We start from the raw sequence: 14,709 nt of genomic DNA, 5'->3' as shown, positions 1-14,709 counted from the left end.
CGAATGAAACACCTCCTTTTGACCGGTGCCTCCGGTAATCTTGGCCGCATGCTGACCCGGAAACTCTCGCAAGCCGGATACCGCCTGCGCCTGTCCGATATCGAGCCATTTCCTGACGCACTCCCCGAAGGCGCAGAATTTATCCAGGCAGATTTGAGCGGTGCCGCTGCGATTGCCGATCTGGTTCGCGGGACCGATGCGATATTGCACTTCGGTGGTATCAGTATCGAAAAGCCCTATGAACAGATTGTCCGGGCCAATCTTCTCGGCGTCACGCATATTTTCGAAGCTGCGCGTGCGGAAAAACAACGGGTGATCTTTGCCAGCTCCAATCACACGATTGGTTTCTATGAACGCGACGTGGTTCTGAACAGTGATGATCCTTTCAAACCCGATGGCTATTATGGGTTGTCGAAAGCTTACGGTGAGCTGCTCGGGCAGATGATGTTCGAGAAGCATGGCGTTGAAAGCGTTCACGTGCGGATTGGTTCATGCCTTCCAGAACCTACGGAAGCGCGGCATCTGGCCACCTGGCTATCACAGGATGATCTGGTGCGGATATTGATCGGATCGGTCGAGGCGCGCGAAACCGGCTGTGCCGTTGTCTGGGGAATTTCCGCCAATGCGGGTCGCTGGTGGGAAAAGGACGATGCAAGCCGTATTGGATATGTGCCGCAGGATGACGCCTCACGTTTCGGCAATCTGGCTGAAACAGGCGACCCGATCACCCGTCGTTATCAGGGCGGCGCTTTTACAGCACAAGACTATACACGTGGTGATTAGCTTTCATGGCCAAATCCACAACGTCATGATTTCAATTAAAGCGTGCTCGCTGAGCACCAATCGAGCCAGTCAATTTTCGGGGAGAACTTGAAATGCCCAGGAAGCAATATGCCGACCTGCGTTCTGCACGCTGGATGTTGCCGGATGATCAGCGCTCTTCCGGCCATCGTTCCAGAACCATGCAGATGGGCTATGATCCGGTGGACTGGGAAGGCAAGCCGATCATCGCGATCATCAATACGTGGTCGGATGCGCAGCCATGCCACGCCCATTTCAAAGACCGTGTGGAATGGGTCAAGCGCGGTATCTTGCAGGCAGGCGGTTTCCCCCTCGAACTGCCCGCACTGTCGCTGTCGGAAAGCTATGTTAAACCCACAACAATGCTCTATCGCAACATGCTCGCGATGGAGACCGAAGAGTTGCTGCGCTCTCATCCTGTCGATGGCGCTGTTTTGATGGGCGGATGCGACAAGACCACGCCAGCACTCATCATGGGTGCCACAAGCGCCGCCCTGCCCTTCATTTTCCTGCCAGCTGGTCCCATGCTTCGCGGCAACTATGCTGGAAAAACGCTCGGGTCGGGCACCGACATGTTCAAGTTCTGGGATGAGCGCCGTGCGGGCACCATCGGCAAGGAAGAATGGCAGGGCATCGAAGGCGGCATTGCCCGCAGCTATGGTCATTGCATGACGATGGGTACAGCTTCAACAATGACGGTGATCGCCGAAGCGATGGGGCTCTCCCTCCCCGGCGCGTCATCCATTCCAGCCGCTGATGCCAACCATCAACGCATGTCTACCCAATGTGGACGTCGGATTGTCGATATGGTTTGGGATGATCTGAAGCCCGATCAGATCATAACGCCTGCTGCCGTTAAGAATGCCGTTATCGTCGCGATGGCGACCGGATGCTCGACCAATGCCATTATTCACCTGATTGCCATGGCGCGCCGAGCGGGCATTCCATTGGAGCTTGATGATCTCGACCGTATCGGTCGCACAACGCCGGTGATTGCCAATATTCGACCATCGGGAACGACGTACCTGATGGAAGATTTTTACTATGCAGGTGGCATTCGTGCTTTGATGAAGCAACTCGCCGCCAAGCTCGACCCGACCGCGATAACTGTTACGGGTGAAGCACTGGTAGAAGGATTGGATAAGGTACAGGTCTGGAATGACGATGTTATCCGTCCGCTGTCCAATCCTGTTTATCACGAGGGTTCATTGGCTGTCTTGAAAGGCAACCTGTGCCCCGACGGTGCGGTCATCAAACCCGCGGCCTGCGATCCCAAATTCCATCGTCATAAAGGCCCGGCATTGGTTGCAGACAGCTACCCCGAGCTGAAAAAGATCATTGATGATCCTGATTATCCGCTGACACCGGACACGGTGCTTGTATTGCGGAACGCCGGGCCGCAGGGCGGTCCGGGCATGCCGGAATGGGGCATGATCCCGATGCCGAAGGCGCTTTTGAAGCTCGGCCTGCGCGATATGGTGCGGATTTCCGATGCCCGCATGTCTGGAACGAGCTTTGGCGCCTGTGTTCTGCATGTAGCGCCCGAGTCCTTCGTCGGAGGACCACTTGCCCTGCTGAAAACGGGCGATATGGTGGAACTCGATATTCCCGCCCGCAGCCTCAACATGCTTGTTCCAGACGAAGAACTGGCTGAACGCCGCGCCGCGTGGAGAACACCTGAGCCCAAATATGAACGCGGTTATGGCTTTGTCTTCTCCAAACATGTCGAGCAAGCGGATAAGGGCTGCGACTTCGATTTCCTGAAAACCGACTTTGGCCGTCCGGTTGATGAACCGGTGATCTATTAAGAGGCAGACCATGAGCGAATATGTTCTCTCCGATGAAACCCGCGCCAAACTGAAGAAGGTCTCCACGGCCTCGGTTGCCACGGCACTTTACAAACGCGGCCTGCGCAATCAGTTCATTCAAGGCGCGCATCAGGTGGCGCGTAAGCCAGAAAATATGGTCGGGCAGGCCTTCACCTTGCGTTATATCCCCGCGCGCGAAGACCGAAACCCTATCACGGTCTTCCGCAACCCGGACCACAAGCAGCGCGTTGCGATCGAAACCTGCCCGCCCGGCTGGGTTCTGGTTATGGATGCGCGAAAGGATGCTCGCGCAGCAACTGCGGGGTCTATACTCGTGACCCGGCTTGCATTGCGCGGCGCGGCAGGCATTGTCTCGGATGGCGGTTTTCGCGACGTAACGGGCATTGGTGAGTTGCCCATGCCGGCTTATTGCGCAAAAGCATCCGCACCGACAAACCTCACCTTGCACGAAGCCATCGACATCAATGTGCCGATTTCCTGCGGTGACGCGGCAGTGTTCCCCGGTGACGTATTGGTTGGCGATGCCGATGGCGTCATGGTTATTCCCGCACATCTTTGTGAGGAAATAGCCGAGGAATGTATCGGCATGGAAATCTACGAAGATTTCGTGTTGGAAGAGGTGAAAAACGGCGAGGCTATCATTGGACTTTACCCATGCACCAAGGAGAAATTCGAACAGAAATTCCAGACATGGCGGCGCGACCACAATCGATAGCAATATCCTTTTGGCACCAGTCTGCCGTTCAAACCGCGTGTTTTACGGCTGCGAGCATTTTCGTTTCGTCTGGACGCAAGGTTAGGACCCTCACGCCATTGCTGGTGACTGCAACTGTGTGCTCGAACTGTGCCGACAGCTTCCCGTCGCGGGTGACAACGGTCCAGCCATCCTTTTCGGTTTTCACCTTGGCAGTCCCCTGATTGAGCATCGGCTCAATGGTGAAAACCATACCTTCGCGCAAGCGTGCACCAGTACCCGGTTTGCCGAAATGCAGAACCTGCGGTTCCTCGTGCATTTGCGTCCCAATACCATGCCCGCAATACTCGCGGACAACGCTGTAGTCGTGCCGCTTGGCGTGGCGCTCGATGGCATAACCAATATCGCCCAGCGTCGCGCCGGGGCGTACCGCTGCAATGCCTTTCCACAGAGCCTCATAAGTCACACGCACCAGACGGGATGCAAAAGGCGCAACGTCGCCAATCATGTAAGTCTTGCTGGAATCCGCAATATAGCCGCCCTTTTCAAGGGTGATATCGAAGTTGATGATCTCGCCATTCGCAATGACGTCATCATCGGACGGCATGCCGTGGCAAACAACATTGTTTTTTGAGGCGTTCAGGACGAAGGGATAGTCATACTGCCCTTTACTGGCAGGCCGCGCCTGTAGTTCGCCGGTAATGAACTCCTCGACCAGATTATTGACCTGCATCGTTGTCATCCCAGCAAGCGGTGTGCGATCCAGAAGCGAAAACACAGAAGCCAGCAATGCTCCAGATATCGCCATCTGCTCAACTTCGGCAGGCGTTTTCGTCATGATGGCCGAACGACCATAACGGGGATTTCTACCTGTGCCGCACGCAGCTGCATCTGCACAATTTCGTTGAACGACATATCGGGGTTGGCCTGCGCCAGCATTCCGATCTTCATCCAATATTCAGCCTGCGCATTGATCGAACGGCACATGACGTCGCTCGCCTTACGCAGTTCTTCATGCAGGTCGTCACCGATCTTCACGATACCCATCAATGTCTCCTAGTCACATGCCATTATATGGATCATATACGTTTCATATATCGTGCGCAATACGCTTGGCAGACCCTTCTGCACGGCTGTGCACATTTCAATTTAAAACAGAACAATTGAACCATTTAACAAAAATTCGGAATGAATTTTACAAAAGCGTTGACAGCTCTGCGCAAAAAGCAAAGATTATGCACACGTTTGCAAAAACGTCGGCGTGGAGGCGCCGGACATTGGGAGGGAAACAATGCGTTCGACATTTTTGATTGCGGCGCTCGCCGCTGGTTTATCGTCAATAACTTTCGCAGCACATGCCGCTGGCAATCTCAATTTGATCTGTTCGGCCGACGTCGTGATCTGCGAGCAGATGAAGAACATGTTCGAAAAAGATAGCGGTATCAAAGTGAACATGGTTCGGCTTTCTTCCGGCGAAACTTATGCGAAGATTCGTGCCGAGGCACGCAACCCCAAGACCGATATCTGGTGGGCGGGTACCGGCGACCCACATTTACAGGCCGCCTCTGAAGGGCTAACGCTGGAATATAAATCACCGATGCTCGATCAGTTGCAGGACTGGGCCAAGAAACAGGCGGAAAGCGCCAATTATCGCACTGTCGGCGTTTATGCGGGCGCGCTTGGCTGGGGCTACAACACTGACATTCTAGCAAAGAAGCAGCTGAAAGAGCCTAAATGCTGGGCTGACTTGCTGGACGCGTCCTACAAGGGCGAAATTCAGATGGCTAACCCCAACTCGTCCGGCACGGCCTATACTGCGCTAGCAACGCTGGTGCAGATCATGGGTGAGGACAAGGCCTATGATTACCTGAAGAAACTCAACGAGAACGTTTCTCAATATACCAAATCTGGTTCAGCGCCGGTCAAATCGGCTGCGAGGGGAGAGACCGGCATTGGCATTGTTTTCATGCATGACGCTGTGTCGATGACCGCCGAAGGGTTCCCGGTCAAATCGATCGCTCCTTGCGAAGGAACAGGCTATGAAATCGGCTCCATGTCCATCGTCAAAGGTGCCAAGAACCTCGACAATGCGAAGAAGTGGTATGACTGGGCGCTCACGGCAGATGTCCAATCTCATATGAAGGATGCCAAGTCCTTCCAGCTACCATCGAACAAATCCGCAGAAGTTCCAAAAGAATCGCCGCGCTTTGAGGATATCAAGCTCATCGATTATGACTTCAAGACCTACGGAGACCCCGCCAAGCGCAAAGAGCTTCTGGAGCGGTGGGACAAGGAAATCGGCGCGCACGCCAACTAATCCGGTTTTGAACTTTCAATCGTCGTTTGGACGCGTTGCCGCTTCTGGCAACGCGCCTGCCGAAATGGTTTTTCCGCGAAAGCCTAAACCGGTCATCGCCGCCAATCCGAAACACGAAGGGAAGCGGGCACCCCAATGGCTCAGCAAAATCGCAGACTGGATCTTGTCCTGGCACTTGCGCTGGTCGCCTTCGTTCTATTGCCATGGTATCGCATAGAAGATGGCTTTTTGAGCTTTAGCTGGCTTGCGGGCATATTCAGCGACGGTGCGAACGCACCCGGTATTTTGCAGATCGTTGCCTTTTCTCGCCCTTGGCTTGGCATACCCGCAGCTCTGATGCTGGTTTGTGCATTTGCTCGCATCGCATTGCCTGTGGGCAGTCGCAGCCCCATTCTGATCTGGGCAAGCCTAATCGGCCTTCTGCTCCTCGTCCTTCAAGGGTTCGCCATCGGCATTTCTGGTTGGAACTGGACAATCAGCGAAAATCTATTCGGTCCGCTCGCTGATGGACAACCAGCCTTGGGCGCCGGTGCTCTTCTGATCTGCCTTTGTTTTCTACTGATTTTCTCGTTCGGGCTTGCAGAGCGCGGCGTCATGAAAGGCGATGCTTTTGTCGTCTCATCGATCACCTTGCTCGTAGCGCTGGTAGGCGTTTTTGTGTTTTATCCGGTGCTTAGCATGTTTGCCGGTTCAGTTCAGGATTTTGACGGTTCGTTCAATCCGGCGGGATTTATCGGCAACATACAAGATTCCTCGATCTGGAGCTTCGCCTGCGTGATTGGAGAAGGCCGCTGCGGTGTCGCATGGCGCACATTGTGGCTTGCGTTGATGACAGCATCCGGCTCCACAATACTGGGCCTCGCTTTCGCGCTCGTCGCCACGCGAACCGGATTCCCCTTCAAAAAAGGGCTCCGGCTCTTAACCATCCTTCCCATCATCACGCCGCCATTCGTTGTCGGTCTCGCACTGACCTTGCTGTTTGGACGCGCAGGGGTAGTAACCGAACAGATCTCCAACATATTCGGTGTCGAACCGGGCCGTTGGCTCTATGGTCTAACCGGCATCTGGATCGCACAGGTTCTGTCCTTCACGCCAATCTCCTTTCTTGTTCTCATCGGTGTTGTTGAAGGCGTATCACCGTCGATGGAAGAGGCGTCGCAAACCTTGCGCTCCGACCGTTGGCGCACATTCCGCAGGGTTTCTCTGCCCTTGATGGCGCCAGGTCTGGCCAATGCTTTTCTGATAGCATTCATCGAAAGCATGGCCGATTTTGGCAATCCGATGGTTTTGGGCGGCAGCAACGGGGTGTTGTCGACCGAAATCTTCTTCGCAGTGGTCGGCGCACAAAACGATCCCTCGCGCGCAGCCGTGCTGGCCATGGTGCTACTATGCTTCACGCTAAGTGCTTTCCTTATTCAGCGCCTGTGGCTGGCGGGCAAGAATTTTGCGACCGTTACCGGAAAAGGGGACTCCGGCGTACATGCCGGACTACCACGCGGATTGAAAATCGGCGTCTATGCACTGGTCATTCCATGGATGATATTCACCATCGTCGTTTATCTCATGATCCTCGTTGGCGGCTTTGTGCGCCAGTGGGGGCTGGATAACACCCTGACGCTAGAGCACTATGCACGCGCTTTTTCCATTGCATGGACCGAGAATGGCATCGCATGGACCGGCGTCGCATGGAACTCATTCTGGACGACGATGGAAATTTCCCTGCTCTCAGCGCCGCTTACCGCTGCCGTTGGCTTGCTCACAGCCTATCTGATTGTCCGCCAACGTTTTGTCGGCCGTAATCTGTTTGAATTTGCATTGATGCTAAGCTTTGCAATCCCGGGCACTGTTATTGGCGTCAGTTACATTATGGCGTTCAATCTGCCGCCACTCGAAATGACGGGAACTGCGGCAATCCTCATCGCCTGTTTCGTCTTTCGCAACATGCCGGTTGGCGTTCGTGGCGGTGTCGCCGCGATGAGCCAGCTCGACAAGAGCCTCGACGAAGCTTCGCTGACATTACGGGCCAATAGCTTCCGCACTATACGAAAGATCATTCTGCCGCTCTTGCGCCCGGCGATCACCGCCGCATTGGTCTATTCATTTGTGCGTGCCATCACATCGATCAGCGCAGTGATCTTTCTGGTCTCTGCACAATATAACATGGCCACGTCCTATATCGTTGGCCTTGTCGAAAATGGTGAGTTCGGGGTTGCCATCGCTTACTCCTCAATGCTGATCGTGGTGATGATTGTCGTCATAACGGGCTTCCAGATGCTCGTCGGCGAACGAAAACTCAGACGAGAAAATCGCGTTGCCGCAGTTACGCCCGTCAAAACCGTCAATCAGGAGAAAGTAGCATGACTGCGATCCGTCCCGGCTCCGTGACATTCGAAAATGTTTCCAAGAAGTTCGGAAGTTTCACCGCCCTGCCCGACTTGTCCCTGACTGTCGAACCGGGAACGCTGGTGACACTGCTTGGCCCATCGGGTTGCGGCAAGACGACCACGCTGCGCCTGCTCGCAGGGCTGGAGCACCCGACGTCAGGCCGCATCCTGATCGGCGGCAAAGACGTCACAAATCTTCCTGCCAATGAGCGCGATGTTTCCATGGTGTTCCAGTCTTACGCACTGTTTCCACACATGAGTTCGCTCGACAATGTTGCCTATGGCCTGGAATCTTCTGGTTACAAGAAGAAGGAAGCACGCGACCGCGCTGAAGAAGGCCTAAAGCTCGTTGGTCTAGCCGGCATGGGCCATCGCCTGCCCGCGGAACTCTCAGGCGGGCAACAACAGCGTGTGGCTGTGGCTCGTGCTTTGGTGCTGGAACCGCAGGTTCTGCTTCTGGATGAACCGCTTTCCAATCTTGATGCGCGACTTCGCCGAAGGGTGCGAACGGAAATTCGAGAACTGCAGCAACGTCTTGGTTTTACAGCGGTCTATGTTACGCACGATCAGGACGAAGCGCTGGCTGTGTCAGATACCATCATCGTAATGAAAGAGGGTAATATTGCTCAAAAAGGTAGCCCGCGTGACCTCTATGAGTCCCCCGCTTCGGCCTTCATCGCAGACTTCATGGGCGAAGCCAATGTGGTGCCCTGTGACGTGATCGAAACCAAAAACAATGAGGCTATCATACGCATCGGAGCGCTGACGCACCGTATGTCAGCGCGCAACGCCAGAACTGGCCCCGCGCAACTGGCAATTCGCCCGAACGCTGTCAATCTGCGGCCGATAGCAGGTGGTGATTTTCCCGGCCGTATCGCGCATGCCGCCTATCTGGGAGATCACATTGAATATGAGATCGAAACCGAACATGGCAAACTCTTCATAGTCGATCCAGAAGCCGATCAGGCCTTGCCGCCGCTGACCGACGTCTCGATACACTTTAAGACGCGTGGGCTCGCTCTCATCAGTCAATAGGCCATAGTAACCGCCTTGTGACCGACACTACTCCCGACGAAAGCAGAAAATGACGAATCATAACAATCAAGACCTGGAAACGCGACTGGCTCTTGCCAAAGACATCGCATCAGCCGCTGGCGCTAAGGCGCTCGATTATTTCAACAATCGTGAAGCACTCACTGTTGAATTCAAGCGCGATCCACAGGATGTGGTCTCCATCGCTGACCGTGATGTGGAACAACTTATTCGCACGTTGGTTTCAGAAAAATTTTCAAACGATGGCTTTCTCGGCGAGGAATATGGCCTGGACGAAGGATCATCTGGTTATACTTGGGTCGTCGATCCTATTGATGGAACCAGCCCCTTCGTCAATGGCATGCCGAACTGGTGCGTTTCGATTGCCGTTTTGAAGGATGCCGAACCTGTCATTGGTGTTATCAAGGCACCTTGTTTTGACGAGCTTTATGCCTCTGCAAAAGGTCTTGGTGCAACACTCAACGGCCAGACATTGAAACTTGATTCAACGAAGAACATCCAAAACGCTGTCACTGGCATCGGCGCTAATAATTATGTCACTTCGCAAACCGTTGCCAAAATCGTCGAGAATCTTCTGGAAGCTGGCGGCACATTCATTCGCAACGGTTCAGGCGCTTTGATGATTGCCTATGTCGCTGCAGGCAGGCTCGTCGGTTACTATGAACCATACATGCATGCATGGGATTGCATGGCCGGATTCTGCCTTGTGCGTGAAGCAGGCGGCTATACCCATCCATTCCCCGTCGATGGAGAAAACATTCTTAAAGGCAGCCACGTATTTGCCGCTGCGCCCGGTGCCATCGATGATCTGAAAAGGGTTGCAGGTCTCTGAAAGCTCAGTCGCCTATCATCTTGCTCACTGGCATTCCGGTTGACTTCTGACGTATTGAGGCTCGCCCCTCCGCTGAGCTATTTGACGGTTTGGGGGAACAGGAAGGTCACGCCTGCCTTTATACCCCATTTGGGGCCCGCTTCTGGCCCTTCCAACCAGTATTTCGCACCAAGCGACAGGCTCATCGTCTGATCACCGACCTTAACAATCTGCGAGAACGATCCCGAAACAGGCACAGTCCATTGATCGGCTGTCCAGTCATAGTCGGCATCAAGGTTGGCCGATATGGTCCTGCCTTTACCGATATGCCACGCGATGAATGGTTGAAGCTCGGTCTGGTTCACGTCCGGTCTGCTACCAGAACCCATCACTGACCATATATGGCTTGCTGACATGCCTGTCGTGATCGAACTGGTTTGATAAAGCAGCAAGCCCGATGGGCCGAGAGAAAACTTACCCGACCCCAGCAGATCATCTGTAGCAGTTGGAAAAGAAAACTGCGGCCCAACCGCCCAGACCAGTGGACCATGAGCCGCTGGAGTGAATGAGAAAGTTTGCGTGATATCGCCTAGCCCATAAGTGCCGCCGACCTCACCAAACGGGTTGGTATAGACGAAAGGAATATCCGTATGTGAGATGACGTTCCAGCGATCATTGAACCGCATCGGTATCACTGGCTCTATATCCAGAGAAAAGCCACGAACTTTCCCACTTCGCCGGCCAAAATCAAGATCAGAATGCACCGGCACGCTGATCATGAATGAAGCCGGGTTAGAGACCTTTCGGGCCAGCTCATCCACATCGTCATTAGCGGATTGAGCAAGCGACGGCGTCGTTATCAGCAGGATAGAAACCACGCCGCCCAAGATAAGCTGGCCGACTTTTTCGCCAATTCTTTCTCTCGGGAGCAAATCTGTGGTCACGCGGTTTCCCATAAGCGGCCTCTGCATCTGCGTCCAATTAAGACCCACAGACGTTTTCCGATAAAATCTCTATTGTGCTGTCGCCTGCGAGAACGCCACGCCGGTAATCCGGTCTCCATCAAGGCGGTAGACAAGCGATTGTTCCACCGTCTCTCCTAAAACTTTATGTTCATTCGAATAACGTGCAAATTGCTTGGCTTTTACCTTCCCCAGACGTTCTTCCAAAGTACGTTTGTCATCTTTCAAAGCTGGAATTGGCAGTTTGAGGTTCGAGAGATCGATACGGGGTTGCCCACATTTGGCTGACTTATCTGTTATAACTTCTGCTGCTATCAGATTAAGAACAGCGCCATCACCTTTCTTCTTGTTCATGCCATCCGATATGAACCAGATTCGCCGGGGCAAATTATCACCAGTAATCTCATAACACAGCCAAGCCGTTCTAGCCGAAGACGAGCTATGCCCATGAACGCTGCCCCCAGCCAGAGTTTGAATTTCATCAAGGGTCGTTTTTCCAAGCGAAACATCCTTGTCAGCCAATCTGATCAGATTATCAAAAGGAACGCTGAATTGAACGATCCTCGCTTTGGCGGTTTGCCCACCCAGAACCATAGCTGGAAATCCGCTTAACTTATCATTTTGTGCATATGCTGGCGAGTAGGTCAGAACCGCAACTATCATCCCAACCATGCCCGCCAAGCCGGCGGTATTGAATGATCTGATATGCATAGCCATCTCCCTCATCATGCCATGGTGGAACCTGTCATGTGCAGAATGTCTTCACTCAAAATGCACATGCGCTCACAGAAACTGCGTCCAATCAGTCAGTCGAAGCCGTTGGCTTCTTGATCGATATCGGCATCGACAATGTCAGGTAAACCGCATCGCCTTCCGCCCTGTTTTCAGCAGCAAACTCGTGGAAATATTTAAGGCGAGCCGAAACCGGCGTTTCGCCCATTGCAAAGTTCCAAGCGGCGGTCGCGCCAATGGCGGCCACACGCCCCTTGAACGGTCGCGCTGCGCCATCGCCACTATCACCAGAAAGTTGTTGGTAGTAATAACCAACCAAACCAGCATCGAATTTCTGGTTGAAGTGCTTTACCGCCGCCCATTCAAAATGGAACTCGTTACCAGTTCGGTAATCGGTAGCTGGATTTTCCGCATTGAAGGTTATGCCGACAATACCAGAAAGGTCCCAACCGATTGTCGGATCCAGCCAGGTTCCGGCGGCAAATATGTCAGCCCCCCAATGGTGGAAAGCGATATTGGAGATCTGACCATCCTGATAGTCGCCAATAGGCACATTGACCATCGTACCAAGCTGATAGTGAAAATTACCGGTTTGCCAACCAAGAAACCCACTGACGATTGGATCACCAACGGTAAACACCGTATCGCGTACACCAGTCGAAATTTCCCCGACACGGGGACCATTCAGAACAACATCGGCCTCTGTCTTCTTCCAGCCGATGGGCAGCGATGCACTCAGACCAAGAGAACCGCCAGCCACACTTTCCGGCAATACCCACATAAGTGTCGGAATTTCTATAGCCGCTGTGCCCACGACACCAGCAGCCAATTTACCACCAGTGGGAAGGCTTTTATTGCCGCCGAGGTCGCCGCGATAATAGTAAAAATCATTCTGGAAATAGACGCCAGAAGGTGGCGTTATAGCCGCTGCGGGCCCTTTGGAACCCAAGAGGTAGAAGCCCGCGCCTCCTTCAGCACTCATCGCGACTGACGGAACAAGCAACATTCCCGCGATTGCTGCCAACGCTTGCATATGAAGCGAAATTCGACCCATAACGTCCCCTTGACTACGAGCGCGAAAGCTCAGTATTCCTGCGAATCTACGAATACTAATTTGCTTTATACTCTTTGCTTTTTATTTTTCGCGCAACGTTAAATTAGTAAGTTACCGTAAATCCTCCATTCGCTACGGCTTTCAACTATCGACTTTTATCAATCAAGGTCGAACGTTTATTTGGCGTGCCAAACCACCTGTCGAAATGAGTGCGTCGGTCCAACAGGAGAGCGATTTCCTATGCTCGCATGCGGAGCGAAATCTTCCGAATTCTGCGCACCCATTCCGATGCTGGATATAGATAGCAACCTCTGCCACAACACCCCCCGGCGACCGAATCAGTTTCGTTGCGCCGATTCATGTAGCAGCGTCTTCGTCTGAACGATCTTGATTTGAGCCATAATGACGTTTGTTACCACGTTTGGTACGCTCATCGCCGCTAGTTCCTCACCGACGGTCTTGCTTAGATTGGGATTGGAGTGCTTTACATCCTGGAGTTCAGCGAGCGCTTCTGTGGGGCGCAACTGAACAAGTGCTGCCAGGCGAAAGCCGGTCGCAAAGTCATTCTGCGGCGGAAGCTGATTTGCCCGCAGCAATACATCATGCCAGTCACCGCGTCGGGCAGCATCAAGCGCGAGAACGGTGCGCGCTTTCAAAGCGATATTGCGTTTGTCTTGATTACTTTCATCAACCAAAGCAATCGCTTGCTCCCAATTTTCATTGGCAAAGAGAACCATCGCCAGACCGGCTTTCGCCTCCAGATTATTGGGATTGAGCGATAGTGCGCGCTTTCCCGCCTCAAGCGCTTCATCAATCCGGCCCTTACGGAAGTTAGCTTCCATCAAGGCAAATTCAGCCCGATCAGACCATGGCGCAATCGAGACAGCATCCCGCGCAAGTTCCAGACTGCGATCAAGCACTTCCCTGCTGATGACTGGCCCGTTGGCGTTCACAAGAACCCGGGACAGAGCCGCCATGGCATCGCTCTGCCTTGGGTCACTTTTCAATGTCTTTTCAAGACAAATCCCGTCGTCTGGTTGCGCCTGTCCTTTCGCCAATGCTATCTCGGCTTTCAGCACACAAACATTGCCGGTGAACGGCACCTTCACATCAGCGGCGATCCGGTTATTGATCACGCTATTGGAAGCGGCCAGCTTTTGTGAAAGCGACGAGGACAGAGAAGCCCGCACCTGTTCTGCGGATTGTCCCAACCCTGACGCCTCTTCAACGCCAGAACTGACAATAACGTTTTTGACTTCATCGTTTACTTGCCACCAGATGCTCTTTATCTCGTCTTCAACGCGATATCGCATGCGAACTGTATATGCCGGGAAACGCGTTTGAGGATCGATAGACCCGCTATCATCTGAACGAAGTGCTAAAGTATGAAAATTGCCGAGTGCAATAAGCAAAGAATCCCGAACATTCTCAGCCTCTACGTTAAAGGCAGGATTCTCGGCACGAAAATCAATTGCTACTGTGGGCTTTACGGTATCGGTTGACCGATGGGTTAGAAAATAGACCAGTGCTAAAGAAACGAGCAAAGCGAAACTGGCCACCGCCAGATCAAGGTATTTGAGCCTCCGTCTCAGAGTTGTTGGGACGGACATTGGAGGCGGAATTGCATCGCGCGCCACAGGCGTATCCGACTCGGGTGTTTCGACAGCTGCGCGGCGATTGAAGGCCAGCGCATATTTGCCCTTTGGAAGCTCGATCTCAATTGGCTTTTCTCTACCGAAAGCTTCATAATACTGAACTAGCGCGGCACGCAATCGACTGACTTCAATGCGGACGATAGGGTCAGTCGACGGGTCGAAACTGTCCGGACGCCCCAGCACATCAATCGCAATAGAGTATCCTTTTACCCCTTCACCGCAGCCCGTAAAATAGAGCCCGGCAATGTAGTTGAGAATAGCTTTGCCGCGATCGGTCGCGCGAAACCGCTTATCCGCGATCAGATCAGCGAGCGCGGACTTGACTTCCTCATCCGAGGTTTTCCGATCATCGAACGCATTGCTATTCCGTGCCATACCACCCCTCGCGGACCCGACATGAGAATACATTAGCATTTT

General features: G+C 53.4%; 13 protein-coding genes. 7 read left to right on the top strand and 6 right to left on the bottom strand.

Annotated features, from left to right (window positions below):
• Positions 1 to 3: 3 nt before the first annotated feature.
• From FGI60_RS12865 to FGI60_RS12855, 3 genes are all read left to right on the top strand, one after another.
• Entirely contained in the window at positions 4 to 783 is a 780-nt protein-coding gene (locus tag FGI60_RS12865; protein WP_138785527.1) for an NAD-dependent epimerase/dehydratase family protein, read from the top strand.
• 92 nt (positions 784 to 875) lie between these two features.
• Complete coding sequence (araD, locus tag FGI60_RS12860) at positions 876 to 2,609, top strand: L-arabinonate dehydratase (RefSeq protein ID WP_138785526.1); 1,734 nt, start codon at positions 876 to 878, stop codon at positions 2,607 to 2,609.
• Between the two features lie 10 nt (positions 2,610 to 2,619).
• Positions 2,620 to 3,345, top strand: coding sequence for a ribonuclease activity regulator RraA (locus tag FGI60_RS12855; RefSeq protein WP_138785525.1), 726 nt, complete (start codon positions 2,620 to 2,622; stop codon positions 3,343 to 3,345).
• A gap of 28 nt (positions 3,346 to 3,373) precedes the next feature.
• Here the strand turns inward: FGI60_RS12855 and map are convergent, their stop codons facing one another.
• Both map and FGI60_RS12845 read right to left on the bottom strand, forming a co-directional pair.
• The gene (map, locus tag FGI60_RS12850) at positions 3,374 to 4,162 is read right to left on the bottom strand and encodes a type I methionyl aminopeptidase (RefSeq protein WP_138785524.1); all 789 of its coding nucleotides are present in this window, start codon (positions 4,160 to 4,162) and stop codon (positions 3,374 to 3,376) included.
• A complete protein-coding gene (locus tag FGI60_RS12845) occupies positions 4,159 to 4,371 on the bottom strand; it encodes a ParD-like family protein (RefSeq protein ID WP_078340634.1) in 213 nt (70 codons plus the stop codon). The genes map and FGI60_RS12845 overlap by 4 nt, the downstream gene beginning before the upstream one ends.
• Positions 4,372 to 4,615: 244 nt before the next feature.
• Between FGI60_RS12845 and FGI60_RS12840 the strand changes: the two genes are divergently transcribed.
• The 4 genes from FGI60_RS12840 to FGI60_RS12825 all read left to right on the top strand — a co-directional run bounded on the left by FGI60_RS12840 (position 4,616) and on the right by FGI60_RS12825 (position 9,910).
• A complete protein-coding gene (locus FGI60_RS12840; protein WP_138785523.1) occupies positions 4,616 to 5,641 on the top strand; it encodes an ABC transporter substrate-binding protein in 1,026 nt (341 codons plus the stop codon).
• A 135-nt stretch (positions 5,642 to 5,776) separates the two neighbouring features.
• Positions 5,777 to 8,002 carry an ABC transporter permease gene (locus FGI60_RS12835; protein ID WP_138785522.1) on the top strand — a complete coding sequence of 742 codons (2,226 nt, stop codon included), beginning with the start codon at positions 5,777 to 5,779 and terminating at the stop codon, positions 8,000 to 8,002.
• A complete protein-coding gene (locus tag FGI60_RS12830; protein WP_138785521.1) occupies positions 7,999 to 9,060 on the top strand; it encodes an ABC transporter ATP-binding protein in 1,062 nt (353 codons plus the stop codon). The genes FGI60_RS12835 and FGI60_RS12830 overlap by 4 nt, the downstream gene beginning before the upstream one ends.
• A 49-nt stretch (positions 9,061 to 9,109) precedes the next feature.
• Complete coding sequence (locus FGI60_RS12825) at positions 9,110 to 9,910, top strand: inositol monophosphatase family protein (protein ID WP_138785520.1); 801 nt, start codon at positions 9,110 to 9,112, stop codon at positions 9,908 to 9,910.
• A 77-nt stretch (positions 9,911 to 9,987) separates the two neighbouring features.
• Here FGI60_RS12825 and FGI60_RS12820 read toward each other — a convergent pair whose 3' ends face one another.
• The 4 genes from FGI60_RS12820 to FGI60_RS12805 form a co-directional block, all read right to left on the bottom strand.
• On the bottom strand, positions 9,988 to 10,833 hold the full coding sequence (locus FGI60_RS12820; RefSeq protein ID WP_138785519.1) for a transporter: 846 nt from the start codon (positions 10,831 to 10,833) through the stop codon (positions 9,988 to 9,990).
• A gap of 69 nt (positions 10,834 to 10,902) precedes the next feature.
• Positions 10,903 to 11,562 (bottom strand): hypothetical protein, encoded by a 660-nt coding sequence (locus FGI60_RS12815; protein ID WP_138785518.1) that lies wholly within the window; start codon positions 11,560 to 11,562, stop codon positions 10,903 to 10,905.
• Between the two features lie 91 nt (positions 11,563 to 11,653).
• Complete coding sequence (locus tag FGI60_RS12810) at positions 11,654 to 12,616, bottom strand: SphA family protein (RefSeq protein WP_235889803.1); 963 nt, start codon at positions 12,614 to 12,616, stop codon at positions 11,654 to 11,656.
• Between the two features lie 359 nt (positions 12,617 to 12,975).
• Positions 12,976 to 14,667, bottom strand: coding sequence for a tetratricopeptide repeat protein (locus FGI60_RS12805; protein WP_171058764.1), 1,692 nt, complete (start codon positions 14,665 to 14,667; stop codon positions 12,976 to 12,978).
• Between the last annotated feature and the right edge of the window lie 42 nt (positions 14,668 to 14,709).

This window comes from Brucella haematophila (genome assembly GCF_005938105.1).
GTDB classification, from domain to species: Bacteria; Pseudomonadota; Alphaproteobacteria; order Rhizobiales; family Rhizobiaceae; genus Brucella; species Brucella haematophila.
The sequence above is the reverse complement of the archived record's forward strand: the minus strand, read 5'-3'. Positions and strand labels throughout refer to the sequence as shown.

Bases quoted from the DNA above. Each gene is read 5' to 3' on its own strand.
- FGI60_RS12865 (WP_138785527.1), top strand. From the start codon at position 4: ATGAAACACCTCCTTTTGACCGGTGCCTCCGGTAATCTTGGCCGCATG.
- araD (WP_138785526.1), top strand. From the start codon at position 876: ATGCCCAGGAAGCAATATGCCGACCTGCGTTCTGCACGCTGGATGTTG.
- FGI60_RS12855 (WP_138785525.1), top strand. From the start codon at position 2,620: ATGAGCGAATATGTTCTCTCCGATGAAACCCGCGCCAAACTGAAGAAG.
- map (WP_138785524.1), bottom strand. From the start codon at position 4,162: ATGACGAAAACGCCTGCCGAAGTTGAGCAGATGGCGATATCTGGAGCA.
- FGI60_RS12845 (WP_078340634.1), bottom strand. From the start codon at position 4,371: ATGGGTATCGTGAAGATCGGTGACGACCTGCATGAAGAACTGCGTAAG.
- FGI60_RS12840 (WP_138785523.1), top strand. From the start codon at position 4,616: ATGCGTTCGACATTTTTGATTGCGGCGCTCGCCGCTGGTTTATCGTCA.
- FGI60_RS12835 (WP_138785522.1), top strand. From the start codon at position 5,777: ATGGCTCAGCAAAATCGCAGACTGGATCTTGTCCTGGCACTTGCGCTG.
- FGI60_RS12830 (WP_138785521.1), top strand. From the start codon at position 7,999: ATGACTGCGATCCGTCCCGGCTCCGTGACATTCGAAAATGTTTCCAAG.
- FGI60_RS12825 (WP_138785520.1), top strand. From the start codon at position 9,110: ATGACGAATCATAACAATCAAGACCTGGAAACGCGACTGGCTCTTGCC.
- FGI60_RS12815 (WP_138785518.1), bottom strand. From the start codon at position 11,562: ATGCATATCAGATCATTCAATACCGCCGGCTTGGCGGGCATGGTTGGG.
- FGI60_RS12810 (WP_235889803.1), bottom strand. From the start codon at position 12,616: ATGCAAGCGTTGGCAGCAATCGCGGGAATGTTGCTTGTTCCGTCAGTC.
- FGI60_RS12805 (WP_171058764.1), bottom strand. From the start codon at position 14,667: ATGGCACGGAATAGCAATGCGTTCGATGATCGGAAAACCTCGGATGAG.